The organism is Ekhidna sp. (genome assembly GCF_040220215.1).
GTDB lineage: Bacteria > Bacteroidota > Bacteroidia > Cytophagales > Cyclobacteriaceae > Ekhidna.
In genome coordinates this window covers 71,385-88,174 of sequence record NZ_JAVJTR010000011.1, presented here as the reverse complement: position 1 = coordinate 88,174, position 16,790 = coordinate 71,385, and the positions used below count along the sequence as shown (strand labels likewise).

Sequence of the window (16,790 nt, the reverse complement as noted above, 5' to 3'; positions counted from 1 at the left end):
ATGCGGGAGGCCGTTTTCATCATAACGCTATTATTGGCAGGATCCACCTTTTCACAATCGAATGAAAAGGTGGATAGTCTGCTCCATTTATTAGATTCTGAATCATTAAGTGACTCTCTAAAAGGTATCGTTTTGAGTAGACTGGCCTACTATGAAAGTAATCCAGTAGAACAGAAGAAGTATGCAGAAGAACTTCACACTTTTGCAAAAACAACTAATCAACCGATTTTCTTCTATAATGCACTTTATTATAAAGCAATTGCTGAGAAACATTTAGGAAACCTTTCTGAAGCTATCTCAACTTTTTATGAGGCTCTTGATTTTGCCGATGACCTTCAGACCCAAAGTGAAATCCATACAGCTATAGGAGATGTTTACAAGCAGAACAATGATTATAGAAATGCATTTAAACAATATGACAAAGCAATTGAAATATTTGGCGAAAAGGATAGCCTTTACTCTGGCGAAAAATGGGCACTTGCACTTGCCTATACTAATTCTGGTGATGGATACCTAATAACAAATAGGCAAGATACAGCCCTAAAATACTTTGAAAAAGCCATGGCAATTTGGGAATCTATTTCTAATGAAATGGCTATTGGATATACTCATGGAAATATCGGTTTGGCTTTGGCAGGTTTGGGAAAATATGAAAAAGCTGAGAATTCGATAGAAAAGGCTGTTACGATTCTTATCGATTATCAGGATTATTACGCCATCTCTATTTTTTACACCTACATGGCAGATATCTATTTTGAAAAAAAACAATATGATAGAGCTCTTAGGTATGCTCACGAAAGCCTTGATATGGCAAAGGAGTATAAGCTTAAACAACAAATTCGTGATGCTAATTTAAAGCTATATGAGCTTTATAAGAAGGTAGGTAACTCAAATGAAGCTCTTCGCTTTCATGAGAATTATTTAATTTATAAGGACAGTCTGACTGATATTGAAACTGTTCAGGAAATGGCTGATCTCCGCACCGAATTTGAAGTTGGTCAGAAACAAGCTGAGGTTGATCTCCTAACTGCTGAAAAGCGAACGCAACGCATCATCACCATTGCTATAGGGGCTTTTGCATTTATTCTCATTGTACTGGCAGCTATCATTTATAAATACTACCGCTCCAAGGCGAAAATCAATCGTATCCTGGGTGAGCAAAAAGCAGAACTGGAGCGGCTGAACAGTACAAAAGACAAATTCTTTTCCATTATTTCTCATGATTTAAGAAGTCCGGTTGCGGGCTTTAATGGGATCAGCCAGATGATCAAAATGATGGTGCAAACCAAGCAAACAGATCAGCTTCTGGAAATGACTGAACATATTGATTCTTCGGTAGATCAGCTTTCAAAGTTGCTGGACAACCTGCTAAACTGGGCCATGCAACAGCAGGGCCATGTGCCTAATGTGCCGGAGAAACTCAGTCTGAAAGAAATGTCTGAAGATCTGGTAAAAACCTTGTCTACCATGGCACAAGGAAAGTCGATTGAGTTGGATGCAGATGTTCCTGAAAATTTGGAATTATGGTGCGATAAGAACACCACGATGACCATCCTAAGAAACCTGGTCAGCAATGCGCTGAAGTTTACACCGGAAGGAGGGAAAGTAGGAATTCGTGCTGATGAAGATGGGGAAATGGCAAAAATCGAGATCTATGATACCGGTGTAGGGATGCCACAGGATAAACTCAAGAAGCTATTTCAATTACAGGATAAGAAGAGCACCTATGGAACCTCTGGAGAGAAAGGGCTGGGTCTTGGCCTTCAACTCGTTCACGAGTTCATGGAGATGAACAATGGCAAAATCGAAGTAACCAGTGAAGAAGGAAAGGGCACCACCTTTACATTGTGGTTGCCGTTGTTTGAGGCGGTGGGTGAGTCTGTAACTAAACAATAAGCATCATCGCGAACGCAGTGAAGCGATCTTAAGATTTTAAGAACCTAATCCAAGTCAAGGGAATCACTTGAGCGTGAATGCAGGTTCTTGAGATTCCCAAGTCTCACTCCTGCGTCGTTCGCAAGCCTGCCTGCGGTAGGCAGGGGGATAAGGATTGGGAATGTTTACCCACCCCAGCCCCTCCGAGGAGGGGATTTGTATTGATTAAAACTCAATCTCAAATTCTAACTGCTCACCACCACGATCAACAACTACTGTTGTTTTGTCCCCCTTCTCAAAAGTGGAGAGCGCACGCATGTAACTCATCATATCAGTGACTGTGCTATCACCGAGCTGCACAACTATATCACCTTTTTCAATTCCGGCTTTAATGGCCGGCTTATCTTCACTCACCCCATCAATGCGCATGCCTTCACCATCAAACATGTAATCAGGAACCACACCTAGAGTCACCGTGAACCTCGGGTTATCAGATTCGTCTTTGGTTTTCGTGAAAGCGATTTTCTCATCGTAATCCATCAACACGATCATCCGTTCTATAATCGAAGCGACTTTAAGGATGCCTTCTTCATTGATTTTCTCAGGATCGTCACCTGGCTTGTGGTAGTCCTCATGCTGACCAGTGAAGAAATGCAATACCGGAATATCCTGAAGATAGAAGGAAGTATGATCAGATGGACCGACACCCGATTCACTTTTGATGAGTTTCAAGCTATCCGCATTCACTTCATCCAATAGCCAATTCCAGATAGGAGAGGTGCCGGTTCCATTTACAGCCAGCCCTTTGGATTCATCCAATCGCCCCACCATATCCATATTGATCATGAAATTGACTTTAGTCAAGTCAACCGTTGGATTTTTTGTGTAGTAATTCGAACCCCAAAGCCCTTTTTCCTCACCGGAAAATCCGATGAAAAGGATATCTCGATTTAACTCCTGATCTGATAACACTCTCGCCAAATGAAGCATTGCGGCAATGCCACTAGCATTGTCATCTGCACCATTATGTACTGCTTTTTCACCTCTGTGAAGCGACGAAAAATCGCCCATTCCCAGGTGATCATAATGGGCGCCTATAACAACCAACTCATCACCCGGATTGTCGATCATTCCCACCACATTATATCCAGTGATCCCATCCTCACCAGTCTCTTCAGATGGTTGAGCATGCGGGTTATCCGCATCTTTCACAAAAAAGGACTGGTAAAAGCCATCCGTTCCTTTGGGCTGGACACCAGTTGCTTTGAGCTCAGCTGCAATGTAATCTGCCGCCATTTTCTCCCCTTCGGTTCCTACTTCCCGACCAGCAAGTGAGTCGCTTGCCAGAATGGAAATGTCTGTTTCAATAGCTGATATTGGATTGTATTGTTCGGTTTGTGAACAAGAACAAATAAGGAAAGTCAGTAGAAGAGGTGATAAATGCTTTTTCATAGGTTGAAATCTTAAGTTTATTCTTCCAACAAAAACGTCATTCTGAAGCTTCATTGGGTAGGTTTGTGTGTGTAAGCTGAAAGAATCTCCTTGATAGAAAAGGCTCCACGCCTTTTCCTGCACCTCTTCCCTTTTCTAGGAAAGGCTCTGAGTGACGTGTTAAGTTTTTGTTGATTCTATTTATGTCAATTCAATTTAGGAATTACTTTCGCATCTCGAAAATACCAATGAATGAAGAACTTTACGATTTTATTTCTATCGCTGGCCATCATTTCATGTCAGCAATCCTCCAATTCTGAACAAGAAACAACGATTACCGATTCTCTAAGATATGAGCAGGAGGTACATCTTAAAAATGTGCGTCAGCTAACCTGGGGTGGTAACAATGCAGAGGCGTATTGGAGTTTTGACGGAAAAAGTCTGGTATTCCAATCAGACTACTCAGAATGGGGTGTGGAATGCGATCAAATCTTCACTTTAGATGTCAATGATCCTCAAAAAGGTGAGCGACCGAGCATGGTGAGTACTGGCCTTGGGAGAACTACCTGCGCTTATTTCCTGCCCGGAGATTCATTAATTGTATATGGGTCTACCCATTTAGCAGATAGTCTTTGTCCAGCTACTCCTGAGCGAACCAGTGGTAAATATGTATGGCCAATCTATGAAGGATACGACATTTTCGTTGCGGATCTTGAAGGAAATATCGTGGATCAATTGACTTCAGAAGAAGGGTATGATGCAGAAGCTACCGTCTCACCTAATGGTGATCGAATTATATTTACTTCAACCCGTTCCGGTGACCTTGAGTTGTACACTATGAATCTGGATGGTTCGGATGTAGTGCAATTGACTGATGAGCTAGGCTATGATGGGGGAGCTTTCTTTTCACCGGATGGAAGCAAAATTGTATGGAGAGCTTCACGACCACAGACGGATGATGAAATAGCAGAATACAAAGGATTATTGGAACAGGGTTTAGTTCAGCCAACCAAAATGGAACTGTATGTAGCGAATGCTGACGGCACGGATAAGAAGAAGATTACCAGCTTAGGAAACGCTAATTGGGCACCTTTCTTCACCCCTGATGGAAAGAAGATTTTATTCTCTTCCAACCATTCTTCCAAGCGAGGATTCCCTTTCAATCTTTTCATGATCAATCTGGATGGAACCGAATTGGAGCAAGTCACTTTCGACGACACCTTCGATTCTTTCCCAATGTTCAGTCCAGATGGCAAGTATTTGGTTTGGGCTTCAAACAGATACAATGGCGGCAATAGAGATACGAATCTCTTTGTAGCTGAGTGGGTGGATTAAGGAATTATTTTTTAATATGTCATTTCGACGCTAGGAGAAATCTATCCCCATGAGCGTAAAGATTCCTCGTGACTCGGAATGACAAAAAAGCATAAAAAAAGTCCCGATCTTCTGTAGATCGGGACTTTATATAATCTCCTAATCTTACTCTTCCAGAGTAACCGTTCGCTCTACTGAATTGAATGGTCCGGGAACGAGGTTACCTTCAGCGTTTAACAGCTCAAGTTTGATTTCATTTCTACCCATTGGCAATCCTTCGATGTAGTAAGGTGCCCACTCGTCGATCATGAATTCATTTCCATTGATGGTGGCTCTCACTTTGTTTCCATCAACAGAAAGCTCCGTATTTAGCAGGTAGAAATCCAACATTACTTTCTTAGCATCTGCTCCGGTATAAGTTCCTTTTGGCCTGCTGTAGAATAGGTGCGGAGCTGTAAGATCCGCTTCACTTACTTCAACATCTCCTACGGTGAGGTTCTCAACATAATAGGCCTCATCACTTTTTACACTTTCATGATACGAACGTGAAAGAAATGCCAGTACCACATAGTTACCATCATCCAGGATGTCATTCACCCCCGGCATGTAATGAGCTGCATATGGGCCATTATTTACGATGTAGTGTATGTGTTGTCCTTTGCCTGAGTTCGCGATTCCACGGGTTTCATAATCAGAAGTAGGCACTCCTAATTCATAGTTTTGAACATCAAATGTGTAATTGACCACATTTCCACTATCCGTAGGTGTGGAAGTAGATGCCATTTTAAGCAGTCGGGCATCTGGATATTCCGGTGATGGAGGAGCCTTCGTTAAGGTAACGGCTGCTTTCGCTTCCATTACTCCCTCAGAGGCATCACTACTCTCTTCTGATTTTTTAGTGTTTGTGCATGAAAACCCGATGAGGGCAATCATAAAAAATGCTAATAATCCAAGCTTGTTCATTTTCATATTCAGGTTGTTTCAGTTTGTTTAAAGTTACTGTCTGTGGGCTACAACAAAAAAAACCGGGCTTTTGATCCGGTTTTTTTTGAGATTGTTAAATATGGCCTAATTATCCTTCAGGAAATTCCTAAGCACATAGTTCAGGATTCCTCCGTGCTTGTAATATTCTACATCTACACCGGAATCTAGTCTCACCATCGCTTTGAAGTCTACTTTGGAGCCGTCTTTCTTCGTTGCAGTCACATCCACCAGTTTTCCGGGTGTTAGGTTATCTGAGATGCCTGAGATGTCGTAAGTTTCTTCACCTGTCAGGCCTAACGTATCCTGCGTTTCACCTTCCTGAAACTGTAGAGGCAATACACCCATTCCTACAAGGTTGGAACGGTGAATACGTTCATAGCTTTCCGTTATCACCGCTTTCACGCCCAGAAGTGTTGTTCCTTTAGCTGCCCAATCTCTGGACGAACCGGAACCGTATTCTTTTCCACCAATCACAACCAAAGGAGTCCCTTCTTTCTGATATTTCATGGAAGCATCGAAAACTGTCATTTCTTCACCGGTTGGCTGATAGGTTGTCCAGCCTCCTTCTCTGGAAGCCAGCTTGTTCTTGATTCGTACGTTTGCGAATGTTCCACGCATCATTACTTCGTGGTTTCCTCTTCTGGAACCGTACGAGTTGAAGTCTTTCTTGTCAACATTGTGATCAACAAGGTATTGTCCTGCTGGGTGTTCAGGTAAAAATTTACCAGCAGGGGAGATGTGATCGGTTGTAACCATGTCGCCCAATTGTAACAGCACTTTAGCGCCTTTGATATCATCAGGATTAGGCACATCTTCAGAAATATTCTGGAAGAAGGGCGCCTCCTGGATGTAGGTGGACTTGCTGTCCCACTCGTAGGTTTGTCCTGTTGGAGCGGCCAGATTTTTCCAGGTATCATCACCTGCAAAAATCGTTTCGTAATTTTTCTTATAGTCTTCCGGACTAAGTACAGAAGTCATCACTTCATCTATTTCCTGTGAGGTAGGCCAAAGATCCCTTAGATAAACTTCATTTCCATCCTTATCTTTCCCTAGTGGCTCATTGTTCATGTCAAAGTCGGTGTGCCCGGCAAGTGCATAGGCCACAACCAGCATAGGTGACGCGAGGAAGTTCATCTTAATATTCGGGTGAATACGCGCTTCGAAGTTTCTGTTGCCGGAAAGCACAGAACTTACAATCAAATCATTTTCTATAACCGCCTTTTGAACCGTTGGAATCATATCTCCTGAATTACCAATGCATGTTGTGCAACCGTATCCAACGGTATAAAATTTAAGGTCCTCCAGGTAAGGAAGCAGTTTAGATTTCTCCAGATATTCGGTAACTACACGCGATCCGGGTGCCAGAGATGTCTTTACCCATGGTTTTACTTTCAGTCCTAATTCGGAGGCTTTTTTAGCAACCAATCCTGCGCCGATCATCACACTAGGGTTGGAGGTATTGGTGCATGAGGTGATTGCAGCAACCACAACAGATGCATCTGATATACAGTGTGTTTGACCATCAATTTCAACATCTACACTTCTTATTCCATTTTTATTACTGACCGTAGGTGCAGGCTGACCACCTTCATTGGCCCAGTCAGCCACTCGTTCATTTATGGCGATGTATTCTCTTCCCTGTTGTTTTAGGAGCTCAACCATTTTGCTCTTAGCGTCTCTCAAAAGGATTTTGTCCTGTGGTCGCTTAGGTCCGGAGATTGTGGGTTCTACTGTTCCTAAATCCAACTCTACAACATCAGTATATTCAATTTCGGCATTATCATCTCTCCAAAGCATATTAGTTTTCGCATACGCTTCCACCATATCGATGTGCTCCTCGGTACGGCTGGTATTTCTCATATAATCAAGTGTGCGTTGGTCAATCGGCCAATGGGTATCGGTACATCCAAATTCCGGGGACATATTTGAGATAGTTGCTCGGTCTGTAACGGCAAGATTTTCAAGGCCAGGCCCGAATACTTCTACGATTTTACCTACCACTCCATAGTCTCGTAGCAACTTCGTAATGGTTAAAACAAGGTCAGTGGAAGTTGTTCCTTCTTTCATCTTACCGGTGATCTTCAGACCAATTACCTGTGGAAGAATCATATATATCGGCTGTCCAAGCATGGCCGCTTCTGCTTCAATTCCTCCAACACCCCAGCCAAGTACACCAATGCCATTGACCATCGGTGTGTGGGAATCTGTACCTACGAGGGTGTCAGGAAATAGATATCCATCTCTTTCGATAACTCCTTTTGCCAGATACTCCAGGTTTACCTGGTGGCAAATACCCATGCCCGGAGGAACAACAGAGAAGTTTGTGAATGCTTGTTGACCCCATTTTAGAAGCTTATATCGCTCATCGTTTCGTTCATATTCAAGATCTACATTTTTCTGGTACGCATCTGCCGTACCAAAGTGATCCACCACTACTGAATGGTCAATGACCATATCCGCAGGCACGACCGGATTTGTTTTACCTGTATCTTTTCCTTTTCTACCTACCTCAGCACGAATGGAAGCAATATCCACCACTGCTGGAACTCCTGTGAAATCCTGCATTAGAACCCTGGCAGGGCTATAAGGAATGTCTTTTTTACCTGCTGTTTCCTTCCAGTTTAATACAGTTTTAATGTGATCTTCTGTAACCGCGAATGCATCGTAGTTTCTGATGACATTTTCGAGAAGGATGCGAATGGAATACGGTAGCTTGTTCACTACTGCTTCCTTTTTGGCAAGATCCTTCAGGCTGAAGTATTTGTGGTTGCCAAGTTGAGTGGATAGTTGTTTTTCGATTCCTAAAAAGTCCTGAGGCATACGTTTCTTGGTTTAAAGGTTTACGATTCTAAAGATAAACAGGAATTAGCGTTGTTTAGTTTCTGGGACAATTTCCTTGCGCTTATGGTGGTTAGGGATTCCCATGACTCGAATTGACAAAACGCTTCATATTTATTTTGTTCGTCATTCCTGATGCAGCGCAGCGGAATTCAGGAATCTCATGTACAGCTTCTTAGTTTTTTGGGATTCCCAAGTCTCGTTCGTGCCTCTCTCACAAGGGAATACGGAATAAACCAAGTCTTGATTTCGACTCAAAATCATCTGTATAATAACTACCCTATTCTCTTGGGAGGAAAAGCGATAGCTTCCGAGTTATGGGAATCTCAGTCTTGTAAGGGAATACTGCTGAATAAAAAAGCCCGAGTCAATGACCCGGGCTTCTGATTTCAAGTGTCAGTTAAACTAGGCCGCTACTAGTTTTTTGCTGGAAGGCTTAAACTTGGTCAGGTCGATTCCCTGAACTGCCGCTTCGTATTCATCCATGGTAGGAGTGCGACCAAGGATGGTTGATAGCACCACTACCGGTGTGGATGAAAGAAGTGATTCACCTTTCTTCTCTCCTGAATCTTTCACGACTCTTCCCTGAAATAATCGTGTGGATGTAGCCATTACTGTGTCACCCGGCTCAGCTTTCTCCTGATTACCCATACAAAGGTTACAACCAGGTCGCTCCAGGTACAACATCTTTTCGTATTTTGTTCGTGCGGCAGCTTTTGGATTGTTGTCATCAAACTCAAAACCTGAATACTTCTGCAATACTTCCCAGTCGCCTTCAGCTTTCAACTCATCTACGATGTTGTACGTAGGAGGAGCTACCACTAGAGGAGCTTTGAATTCAACTTTACCATGTTGCTGTTCGATGTTCTTAAGCATCTGAGCCAATATCTTCATGTCACCCTTGTGAACCATACATGACCCAACAAAACCAAGATCTACTTTTTTAGTACCACCGTAGAATGAAAGCGGTCTGATGGTATCGTGTGTATATCGCTTCGAAACGTCATCGTTGTTTACATCCGGGTCAGCAATCATTGGCTCACCAATGACATCAAGGTCCACAACTACTTCAGCGTGATATTTTGCGTTGGAATCCGGAGTTAATGCCGGTTTTTCACCTGATCTGATTTCTGCAATTCGCTTGTTAGCTTTATCAACAAGTCCCTGGAGAACATTCAGTTTATTATCCATTCCCTTCTCGATCATGATCTGGATTCTGCCTTTGGCGATTTCCAGTGATTCTATCAATGTCTCATCTTCTGAAATACAGATGGAAGCTTTAGCTTTCATCTCAGCGGTCCAGTCGGTGAAGGTAAAAGCCTGGTCTGCAGTCAATGTGCCTAAGTGTACTTCAATAATTCTACCCTGGAATACGTTTTCACCGCCGAATTGCTTCAGCATTTGCTGTTGTGTCGCATGAACAACATCCCGGAAGTCCATGTAAGACTTCATTTCTCCTTTGAAGGTCACCTTTACGGATTGCGGGATCGGCATGGAAGCTTCACCGGTAGCAAGTGCAAGTGCAACCGTTCCGGAATCAGCACCGAATGCAACACCTTTTGACATTCGTGTGTGGGAATCTCCTCCGATAATGATATCCCAGTCATCCACTGTGATATCGTTTAATACCTTATGAATAACATCCGTCATCGCTGGATAAACGCCTTTAGGATCACGGCCTGTGATCAGCCCAAAGTCGTTCATGAATTTCATCAGTTTCGGTATGTTTGCCTGAGCTTTGCTATCCCAAACGGAAGCCGTGTGACAGCCTGACTGATAGCCTGCATCCACGATTGGCGAAATAATGGTAGCTGCCATCGACTCTAATTCCTGAGCAGTCATCAAACCTGTTGTATCCTGAGACCCTACAATGTTTACTTCTACACGCACATCAGAGCCTGCATGTAATGTCTTACCAGGAGTAGTACCCACCGCATTTTTGTTGAAAATTTTCTCAACAGCTGTAAGCCCTTGTCCTTCGTTTGAAATCTCTTTCGACGGAGCGAATACTGTCGGAGCTTCAATGCCTAAGGTTTTCGCTGCAAACGTCTGAAGCTTTTTGCCAAAGACTACCGCATATGATCCACCAGCTTTGATGAATTCTACCTTTTGAGGTGTTAGTGAAGAGGAGATGTCTATTAGCTCCTGATCTCCATTGTACAATTTTTTCTTCCTGGTGTTGATGGTAAGAACCGTTCCTGTTTTCACAGAATAAGCTTCTTCAAGTACGGGTTCGCCATCTTCATTTACGATTACATTACCATCTGCATCTGTCTTCTTCACCCAGTTTTTCAGGTCAATTCCAATACCTCCGGTTACACCAACGGTAGTTAGGAAAATAGGGGAGATGCCGTTAGTACCTGCAATGATTGGTGCAATGTTGACGAAAGGAACATATGGGCTGGATTCGATACCTGTCCACAATGCCACATTGTTTACCCCTGACATTCTGGATGAACCAACACCCATGGTGCCTTTTTCAGCGATCAACATCACACGCTTATCAGGATGCTTTTCTTTTAGGGCCGAAAGCTCAGCTTGCATTTCTTTGTTATGCTCAAAAATGCATTGTCCGTGAAGCTCCCGATCTGATCTGGAGTGTGCATCGGCTCCAGGGGAAAGTAAATCTGTTGAAATATCGCCAGTACCTGCAATGAAGGTGACGATCTCGATTTCCTCTTCCACCTCCGGGAGTTGCGTGAAGAATTCAGCTTTGGCATAGCTTTCTAATAGGTCCTTCGCAATTGTGTTTCCGTTTTCAAATGCTACTTTCAAACGGTCATAATCTGCATCGTATAAGAATACCTGCGTTTTTAATACATCTGAAGCTTGTTTGGCAATTGATTTATTGTCGCCCAAAGCAAGATCAAGCAGTACTTCGATTGAAGGCCCGCCTTTCATATGGGAGAGTAATTCAAAGGCGAAAGAAGGAGTGATTTCCTCTACAACTGATTCACCAAGAATGATTTCCTTTAAAAACTTCGCCTTTACAACAGCGGCTGGTGTAGTGCCGGGAAGCGTATTGTAAATGAAGAATTTCAGTGAGTCTTCTCTATGCGTATTACCTGCATCTTTGATTTGCTCAATGATTTCACTAAGCAATTCACTGCCATCGATTGGCTTTGGTTGTAGACCCTGAGCTTTTCGTTCTTCGATCTCCTTGATGTAATCCTTGTATGTATTCATTCTAAATCTTTTCAGTATTTAAGGCAGACTAAAAAAGTCGATAATTATATCACCATTATGCTGCTATCAAAAGCCAACAAAGATAATTGATTTAGGGATTGATAAATGAAAATTTGAGTTCACATCTTTTAACTGACATTAACAGTAGTTAATAAATTAGATCACTAGGTTTGAATCATAATATTTATTAAAATGAAAACAGCCTTAACCGCCATTTATCTGTTGTTTACAATCAGTGTGAGCGCTCAGATTACCCTTGAAAACGTTACACCAAAAATAGAATCCTATGTTGCTAGTTTAAGCAGAAATGGGAATGCCGGGCAATTGCTAGTATCCATGAATGGAAAAGTGTGGAGCAAGGGATATGGTATGGCTGATAGAGAAAGACAAGAACAGTTTACGCCTGAGACCATTTCAGGAATAGGTTCTATTACAAAGCAGTTTACCGGTGCAGCCATTCTTAAACTGGAAATGATGGGAAAACTATCTGTTTATGATTTAGTTTCTGATCATTTTGAAAATGTTCCTTCAGACAAGTCAGAAATGACACTTCATCACTTACTGACTCATTCTGCCGGATTCCCCGGGGCTATTGGGGATGATTATGAATCCATCACAAGCAATGAATTTATGAACTTGGCCATGAAAACTCCTTTGCTATTTGAGGTGGGGAGTCAATATGAGTATAGCAATGTTGGGTATACGATCCTCGCTATACTGGTTGAAAAACTTTCCGGGGAGACGTATGAGCAGTTTCTCAATAAGGAATTATTTGAACCCGCTGAAATGTGGAATACCGGGTATGTTTTACCGCTGTGGACAGGAAAAAAAATGGCGGTTGGGTACAGAAAGGATAAAAAGTGGGGTAAGCTCAATGAGAAAAATTGGGGTGAAGAGGGTCCATATTGGCATTTGAAGGGAAATGGGGGAATCTTATCAACCCCTTCCGATATGTATCGATGGCATCAGGCTTTAATGGGTAATAAAATTTTGTCTGAAGAAGCAAAAAAGAAATACTATACCAAGCACGTTGCTGAAGGCCCTGAAGCTCAGAGTTATTATGGTTATGGTTGGGCCATTTTCCCAACACCGAGAGGAACGAATCTGATAACACATAATGGAGGTAATGGCATTTTTCTAGCTGATTTTCTCAGATACCCAGAAGAGGAGGTTGTTATTTACTATACGACCAATTCTGTGAGCCCACAAAATAGAGATGTGGCCTGGGAAGTAGCTCGAATGATTTTTGATGCGGAATATCAGGCGACAGCCGATGATTTGGAATTAAGACCCTTATCGGCTCAGCAGGAGGAGGTTGTAAACGGATTTAAGAAGATGCTCGAAGGATCGGATGATCAGACAATCGATGATTTTGTTAATGAATTTTTTGAAAAAGGAATGATAGACATGGCACCAATGTCTGAGCACAGAAAAATTCTTGGTAGAATGAGAAATGATTTGGAGAATGCTGTTTTTAAAGAAGCAGGGTCGGCTTTGGATGAGGTGAGTGTTTTTTACGAATCTGGAAGAGGTCCATTGACCGTATTGATGATTATTCAAAATGGAAAAGTGACAGGAATGGGTGTAGAAAATTAATTCTCTATTTGTTTGATGAATCCGATTGTATCTCCTAAGTCCTTTTTTCGCTTTCTTGCTGATTCAACCGTATAGAACTTTCCGATAAAAACACGATAAACCAATTTTCCTCCAACTTTCGATGGTTTAATCCATCCATCATTGTATTTATTGGCCTCTTTCTTTGCTGAATATTCATCAGAAAATGAGCTCAATTGAATCGTGTATGTTGGTTTTTTGATATTATCAATTGCTATATCCTCAGGATTTTGATCCAGTAAATAGAGCTTAACCTGCCCTGTACCTTGCTCAATAATATCAAGTCTTTTAGCAGCTGCCTTGGATAGGTCAATGATTCGATCATTTGCATAAGGCCCACGATCATTTATTCGTACGATAACAGAAATCTGGTTTTGAATATTGACCACTTTTACTCTCGTTCCGAAAGGTAGCGTTCGGTGAGCGGCTGTCAGATGGTTAGTATTGAAGGTTTCTCCATTGGCTGTTTGCTTTCCATGAAAGCCGGGCCCATACCAGCTGGCAACACCATCCTCTAAAAATATTTCTGTTTTAGAAGTTCTGGGATTGTTGCTGACTTTACAACTGAAAGTCAACAGAAGGGCAAGCAGTAATGTGTGTGTTTTCAATACCCGCTATTTAAGTCCAGATAGGAATGCGAGCGTATCCACATCATCTGCATAGTCCCACAACTCGGGTCGTTGAGCTTTTCCAAATGGGATATAATCCTTGCCCACTATGCATTGGATTTTTTCTTTCTGGTCAGTAAGGATGGATTCCAGTTTTTTGATTGAATCATACACCTGGTGAAAAAGTACGCCAATAGGTGATACTAAATCATCTGTGGAGTTAATCAATAAAAAACCGGTATCTAAATGAGGCGTCTTGTTAACCAGGTAGATGGACTTATAATAGTCATAGTTGTTGCGATACTTATTATGATTAGCAACATCACTAAATGGCTCAAAATGAGGGAATGCATCACGGAAATCATATCCTTTGGGTGTGAACACTTTGGATACATTTCTACAACCCAGTCCGAAATAAGAGAATATATCTTCACCCAGGGCTTTTAACTCTACTTCACTCTCCTTACCGTTTAAAATTGCTACTGAGGTTCTGTTTTTTCGAATAATACTGGGAATGTCTTTGAAATAATATTCAAAATATCTGGCTGTATTGTCACTACCGGTGGCAATCACTGCATCGATATTGGTCAATTTCTCTCGAATTTCAATATTCTTCCTGAATCTTGGTTCTACCTGAATGATCCAGTTAACCATCGTTCTTGTTAGAAAATCATCATCTGAGCTTGGTTTTATTGCAGCAAAATGACCTGAAATAAGGACAGATAAAAGATCATGAAATCCAACCAGAGGAATGTTGCCGGCCATGACAATTCCAATAATCTTAGGTGATACTTCTTGTAATTCATAAGACGACACCCATTTTTTAAGTTTCTCCTTTTCTAACATGAATGCAATTCCTTCAAGGGCATTCTTCACACTGTCATAGGAAAACCAACCATTTTTTTGTTTTGCTTGTGCAGCCAGATTTTGGAGTTCATCCTCAGTAAGGAGGCTTATTTTCTTCTGAAGTTGGGTAAATGCGGCTATTTTCTCCTGAATATTCATAAAAAATTAAAATTGTCCGGTATAACCGGTTGGGCTGCAAACTTATTGCGATTAATTTTGTTCCCTCATTTAGAACACGACAAAAAGCGTTTTTTTCTTATGGCTATAATGATCACCGATGAATGCATCAACTGTGGTGCCTGCGAACCAGAATGCCCAAATACGGCAATATATGAAGGTGGAGTAGAATGGAAGTGGGCAGATGGTACCGATCTTCAGGATATTGAAATGGAAGATGGTTCGAAGGTAGATGCCAAAGAAGTACAGGAGCCCGTTTCAGATGAGTTCTATTATATCGTGCCCGGGAAGTGCACCGAGTGTACCGGATTTCACGAGGAGCCACAATGTGCGGCTGTTTGCCCTGTAGATTGTTGTGTTCCTGATCCCGATTATGTAGAGTCTGAAGAAGAACTTACAGCTAAGAAGGAGTGGTTACACCTGTAATTACCTCATCTTCTTTCGCTTGATTAGATAGGCGCCTAAAATTTTATCAAAGGAATCGTTCGTATTTACAGGGACGAAATCTACTTTCATCATCCCGCATTTTATCTTCAGGTTCTGGTAAAATTTTGCCATTTCTTTTCGGTAAAGATCCTTTACATCATGTGGGTTTACCTTAATGGATTCATCTGTCTCCATATCTATAAAACGATAGGGACGATCTTCAAATTCAAAGTGAAGCTCACTGGAGTAATCTGATACATGAAATAGAATTACTTCATGTTTGTTATGCTTGAGATGTTGCATCGCATTTAGTAGGTCGTCTTCTCTGGTGTTTTGAAACATGTCTGAAAAAATAACCACCAAGGATCTTTTGTGGATTTTGTCAGCCATTTCATGTAATACCGAGGAAATGTTTGTTTTTTTCGAGGGTTTGGATTTTTCCAATTCTGACAATTTTGTCAGAATAGTGTTGAGATGAGCTTTTGTGCTTCTTAAATCTGTTTCCTGCTCTATTGTATCAGAAAATACAGAAAGACCTACAACATCTCTTTGCTTGGTTAATAGATAAGCTAATGCAGAAGCCGCAAAAACAGAGAACTTTAGCTTGTCTTTACCCGGAGCTGGATAGTGCATAGATGCAGAATTATCAACCAATATTCGACACCTCAAATTGGTCTCCTCTTCGTATTGTTTAGTGTATAATCTATCTGTACGTGAAAAAACCTTCCAATCTATGTGTCGGGTACTTTCTCCATAATTGTAAAGCTTGTGCTCTGCAAATTCAACCGAAAACCCATGATAAGGCGATTTATGCAGCCCGGTTATAAATCCATCAACTAGCTGTTTTGCTATTAAACCAAGGTTGTCGTACTGATTAATTTCTGAAATGTTTGTGGTCATATTCTGATATTCAACGGAGAAACAGCTTCATGTTTGTAGATAAAAAATATAAAGCACTATATTTAGCCCCGATTTTAGTTAAAACTAACACCTAACACAAATTTTAAGCAAGTGGAAGATAATAACGAAAAAGGAAGAGACGAGATCTATTCTGAGAGAGTAAAGGCGGGAAAGCGTACTTACTTTTTTGATGTGAAAGCGACACGGTCGAATGATTACTACTTAACCATTACGGAAAGTAAAAGAAAGCCTAAGGATGATGGCTTTTTCTATGAGAAACATAAAATTTTCTTGTACAAAGAAGATTTCAATAAATTTGTAAACGCCCTGAATTCTACTGTAAATCACGTAAAGGATGAATTGATGCCGGAAGTTGATTTTACACAGTTTGACAGAGATAATGACGAGCATGAAATCGCAAATGCAGACGTGTCAGAATCTGATTCAGAACTAAAGTGGGATTGATCTAAGTAACTTTTTTTTAAGTATGAAGAGAGAGGCTTCCTGATTAATTTCGGGAGGCTTTTTTATTTTATAAATAAACTAGTTTTGCGCCCCGAAAGAGTTTTACTCTTTCAACAGCAAGATTAA

12 protein-coding genes are annotated in these 16,790 nt (G+C 41.4%); 5 read left to right on the top strand and 7 right to left on the bottom strand.

Annotation, left to right across the window (positions count from 1 at the left end):
- Complete coding sequence (locus RIC88_RS04740; protein ID WP_350216341.1) at positions 1–1,896, top strand: ATP-binding protein; 1,896 nt, start codon at positions 1–3, stop codon at positions 1,894–1,896.
- Between the two features lie 204 nt (positions 1,897–2,100).
- On the opposite strand, the gene RIC88_RS04735 is transcribed toward RIC88_RS04740, so the two are convergent.
- Entirely contained in the window at positions 2,101–3,327 is a 1,227-nt protein-coding gene (locus RIC88_RS04735) for a M20/M25/M40 family metallo-hydrolase (RefSeq protein WP_350216340.1), read from the bottom strand.
- Between the two features lie 231 nt (positions 3,328–3,558).
- On the opposite strand from RIC88_RS04735, the gene RIC88_RS04730 reads away from it, so the two are divergent.
- Positions 3,559–4,641 carry a TolB family protein gene (locus tag RIC88_RS04730; RefSeq protein WP_350216339.1) on the top strand — a complete coding sequence of 361 codons (1,083 nt, stop codon included), beginning with the start codon at positions 3,559–3,561 and terminating at the stop codon, positions 4,639–4,641.
- 144 nt (positions 4,642–4,785) lie between these two features.
- Here RIC88_RS04730 and RIC88_RS04725 read toward each other — a convergent pair whose 3' ends face one another.
- The 3 genes from RIC88_RS04725 to RIC88_RS04715 form a co-directional block, all read right to left on the bottom strand.
- A complete protein-coding gene (locus RIC88_RS04725) occupies positions 4,786–5,583 on the bottom strand; it encodes a phosphopeptide-binding protein (protein WP_350216338.1) in 798 nt (265 codons plus the stop codon).
- Positions 5,584–5,688: 105 nt separating this feature from the next.
- The gene (acnA, locus tag RIC88_RS04720; protein ID WP_350216337.1) at positions 5,689–8,424 is read right to left on the bottom strand and encodes an aconitate hydratase AcnA; all 2,736 of its coding nucleotides are present in this window, start codon (positions 8,422–8,424) and stop codon (positions 5,689–5,691) included.
- A 423-nt stretch (positions 8,425–8,847) separates the two neighbouring features.
- Positions 8,848–11,628 (bottom strand): bifunctional aconitate hydratase 2/2-methylisocitrate dehydratase, encoded by a 2,781-nt coding sequence (locus RIC88_RS04715; RefSeq protein ID WP_350216336.1) that lies wholly within the window; start codon positions 11,626–11,628, stop codon positions 8,848–8,850.
- Between the two features lie 192 nt (positions 11,629–11,820).
- Here RIC88_RS04715 and RIC88_RS04710 point away from each other — a divergent pair, with 192 nt between their 5' ends.
- On the top strand, positions 11,821–13,224 hold the full coding sequence (locus tag RIC88_RS04710; RefSeq protein WP_350216335.1) for a serine hydrolase domain-containing protein: 1,404 nt from the start codon (positions 11,821–11,823) through the stop codon (positions 13,222–13,224).
- On the opposite strand, the gene RIC88_RS04705 is transcribed toward RIC88_RS04710, so the two are convergent.
- Positions 13,221–13,850, bottom strand: coding sequence for a septal ring lytic transglycosylase RlpA family protein (locus tag RIC88_RS04705; RefSeq protein ID WP_350216334.1), 630 nt, complete (start codon positions 13,848–13,850; stop codon positions 13,221–13,223). The genes RIC88_RS04710 and RIC88_RS04705 overlap by 4 nt on opposite strands.
- A gap of 6 nt (positions 13,851–13,856) precedes the next feature.
- Complete coding sequence (locus RIC88_RS04700) at positions 13,857–14,855, bottom strand: acyl-CoA reductase (protein ID WP_350216333.1); 999 nt, start codon at positions 14,853–14,855, stop codon at positions 13,857–13,859.
- Positions 14,856–14,954: 99 nt separating this feature from the next.
- On the opposite strand from RIC88_RS04700, the gene RIC88_RS04695 reads away from it, so the two are divergent.
- Positions 14,955–15,299: a 4Fe-4S binding protein gene (locus tag RIC88_RS04695; RefSeq protein WP_350216332.1), complete on the top strand. Its 345-nt coding sequence runs from the start codon at positions 14,955–14,957 to the stop codon at positions 15,297–15,299.
- On the opposite strand, the gene RIC88_RS04690 is transcribed toward RIC88_RS04695, so the two are convergent.
- The gene (locus tag RIC88_RS04690; RefSeq protein WP_350216331.1) at positions 15,300–16,199 is read right to left on the bottom strand and encodes a DUF58 domain-containing protein; all 900 of its coding nucleotides are present in this window, start codon (positions 16,197–16,199) and stop codon (positions 15,300–15,302) included.
- Positions 16,200–16,310: 111 nt separating this feature from the next.
- On the opposite strand from RIC88_RS04690, the gene RIC88_RS04685 reads away from it, so the two are divergent.
- Positions 16,311–16,664 (top strand): DUF3276 family protein, encoded by a 354-nt coding sequence (locus RIC88_RS04685; protein WP_350216330.1) that lies wholly within the window; start codon positions 16,311–16,313, stop codon positions 16,662–16,664.
- Positions 16,665–16,790 lie beyond the last annotated feature (126 nt).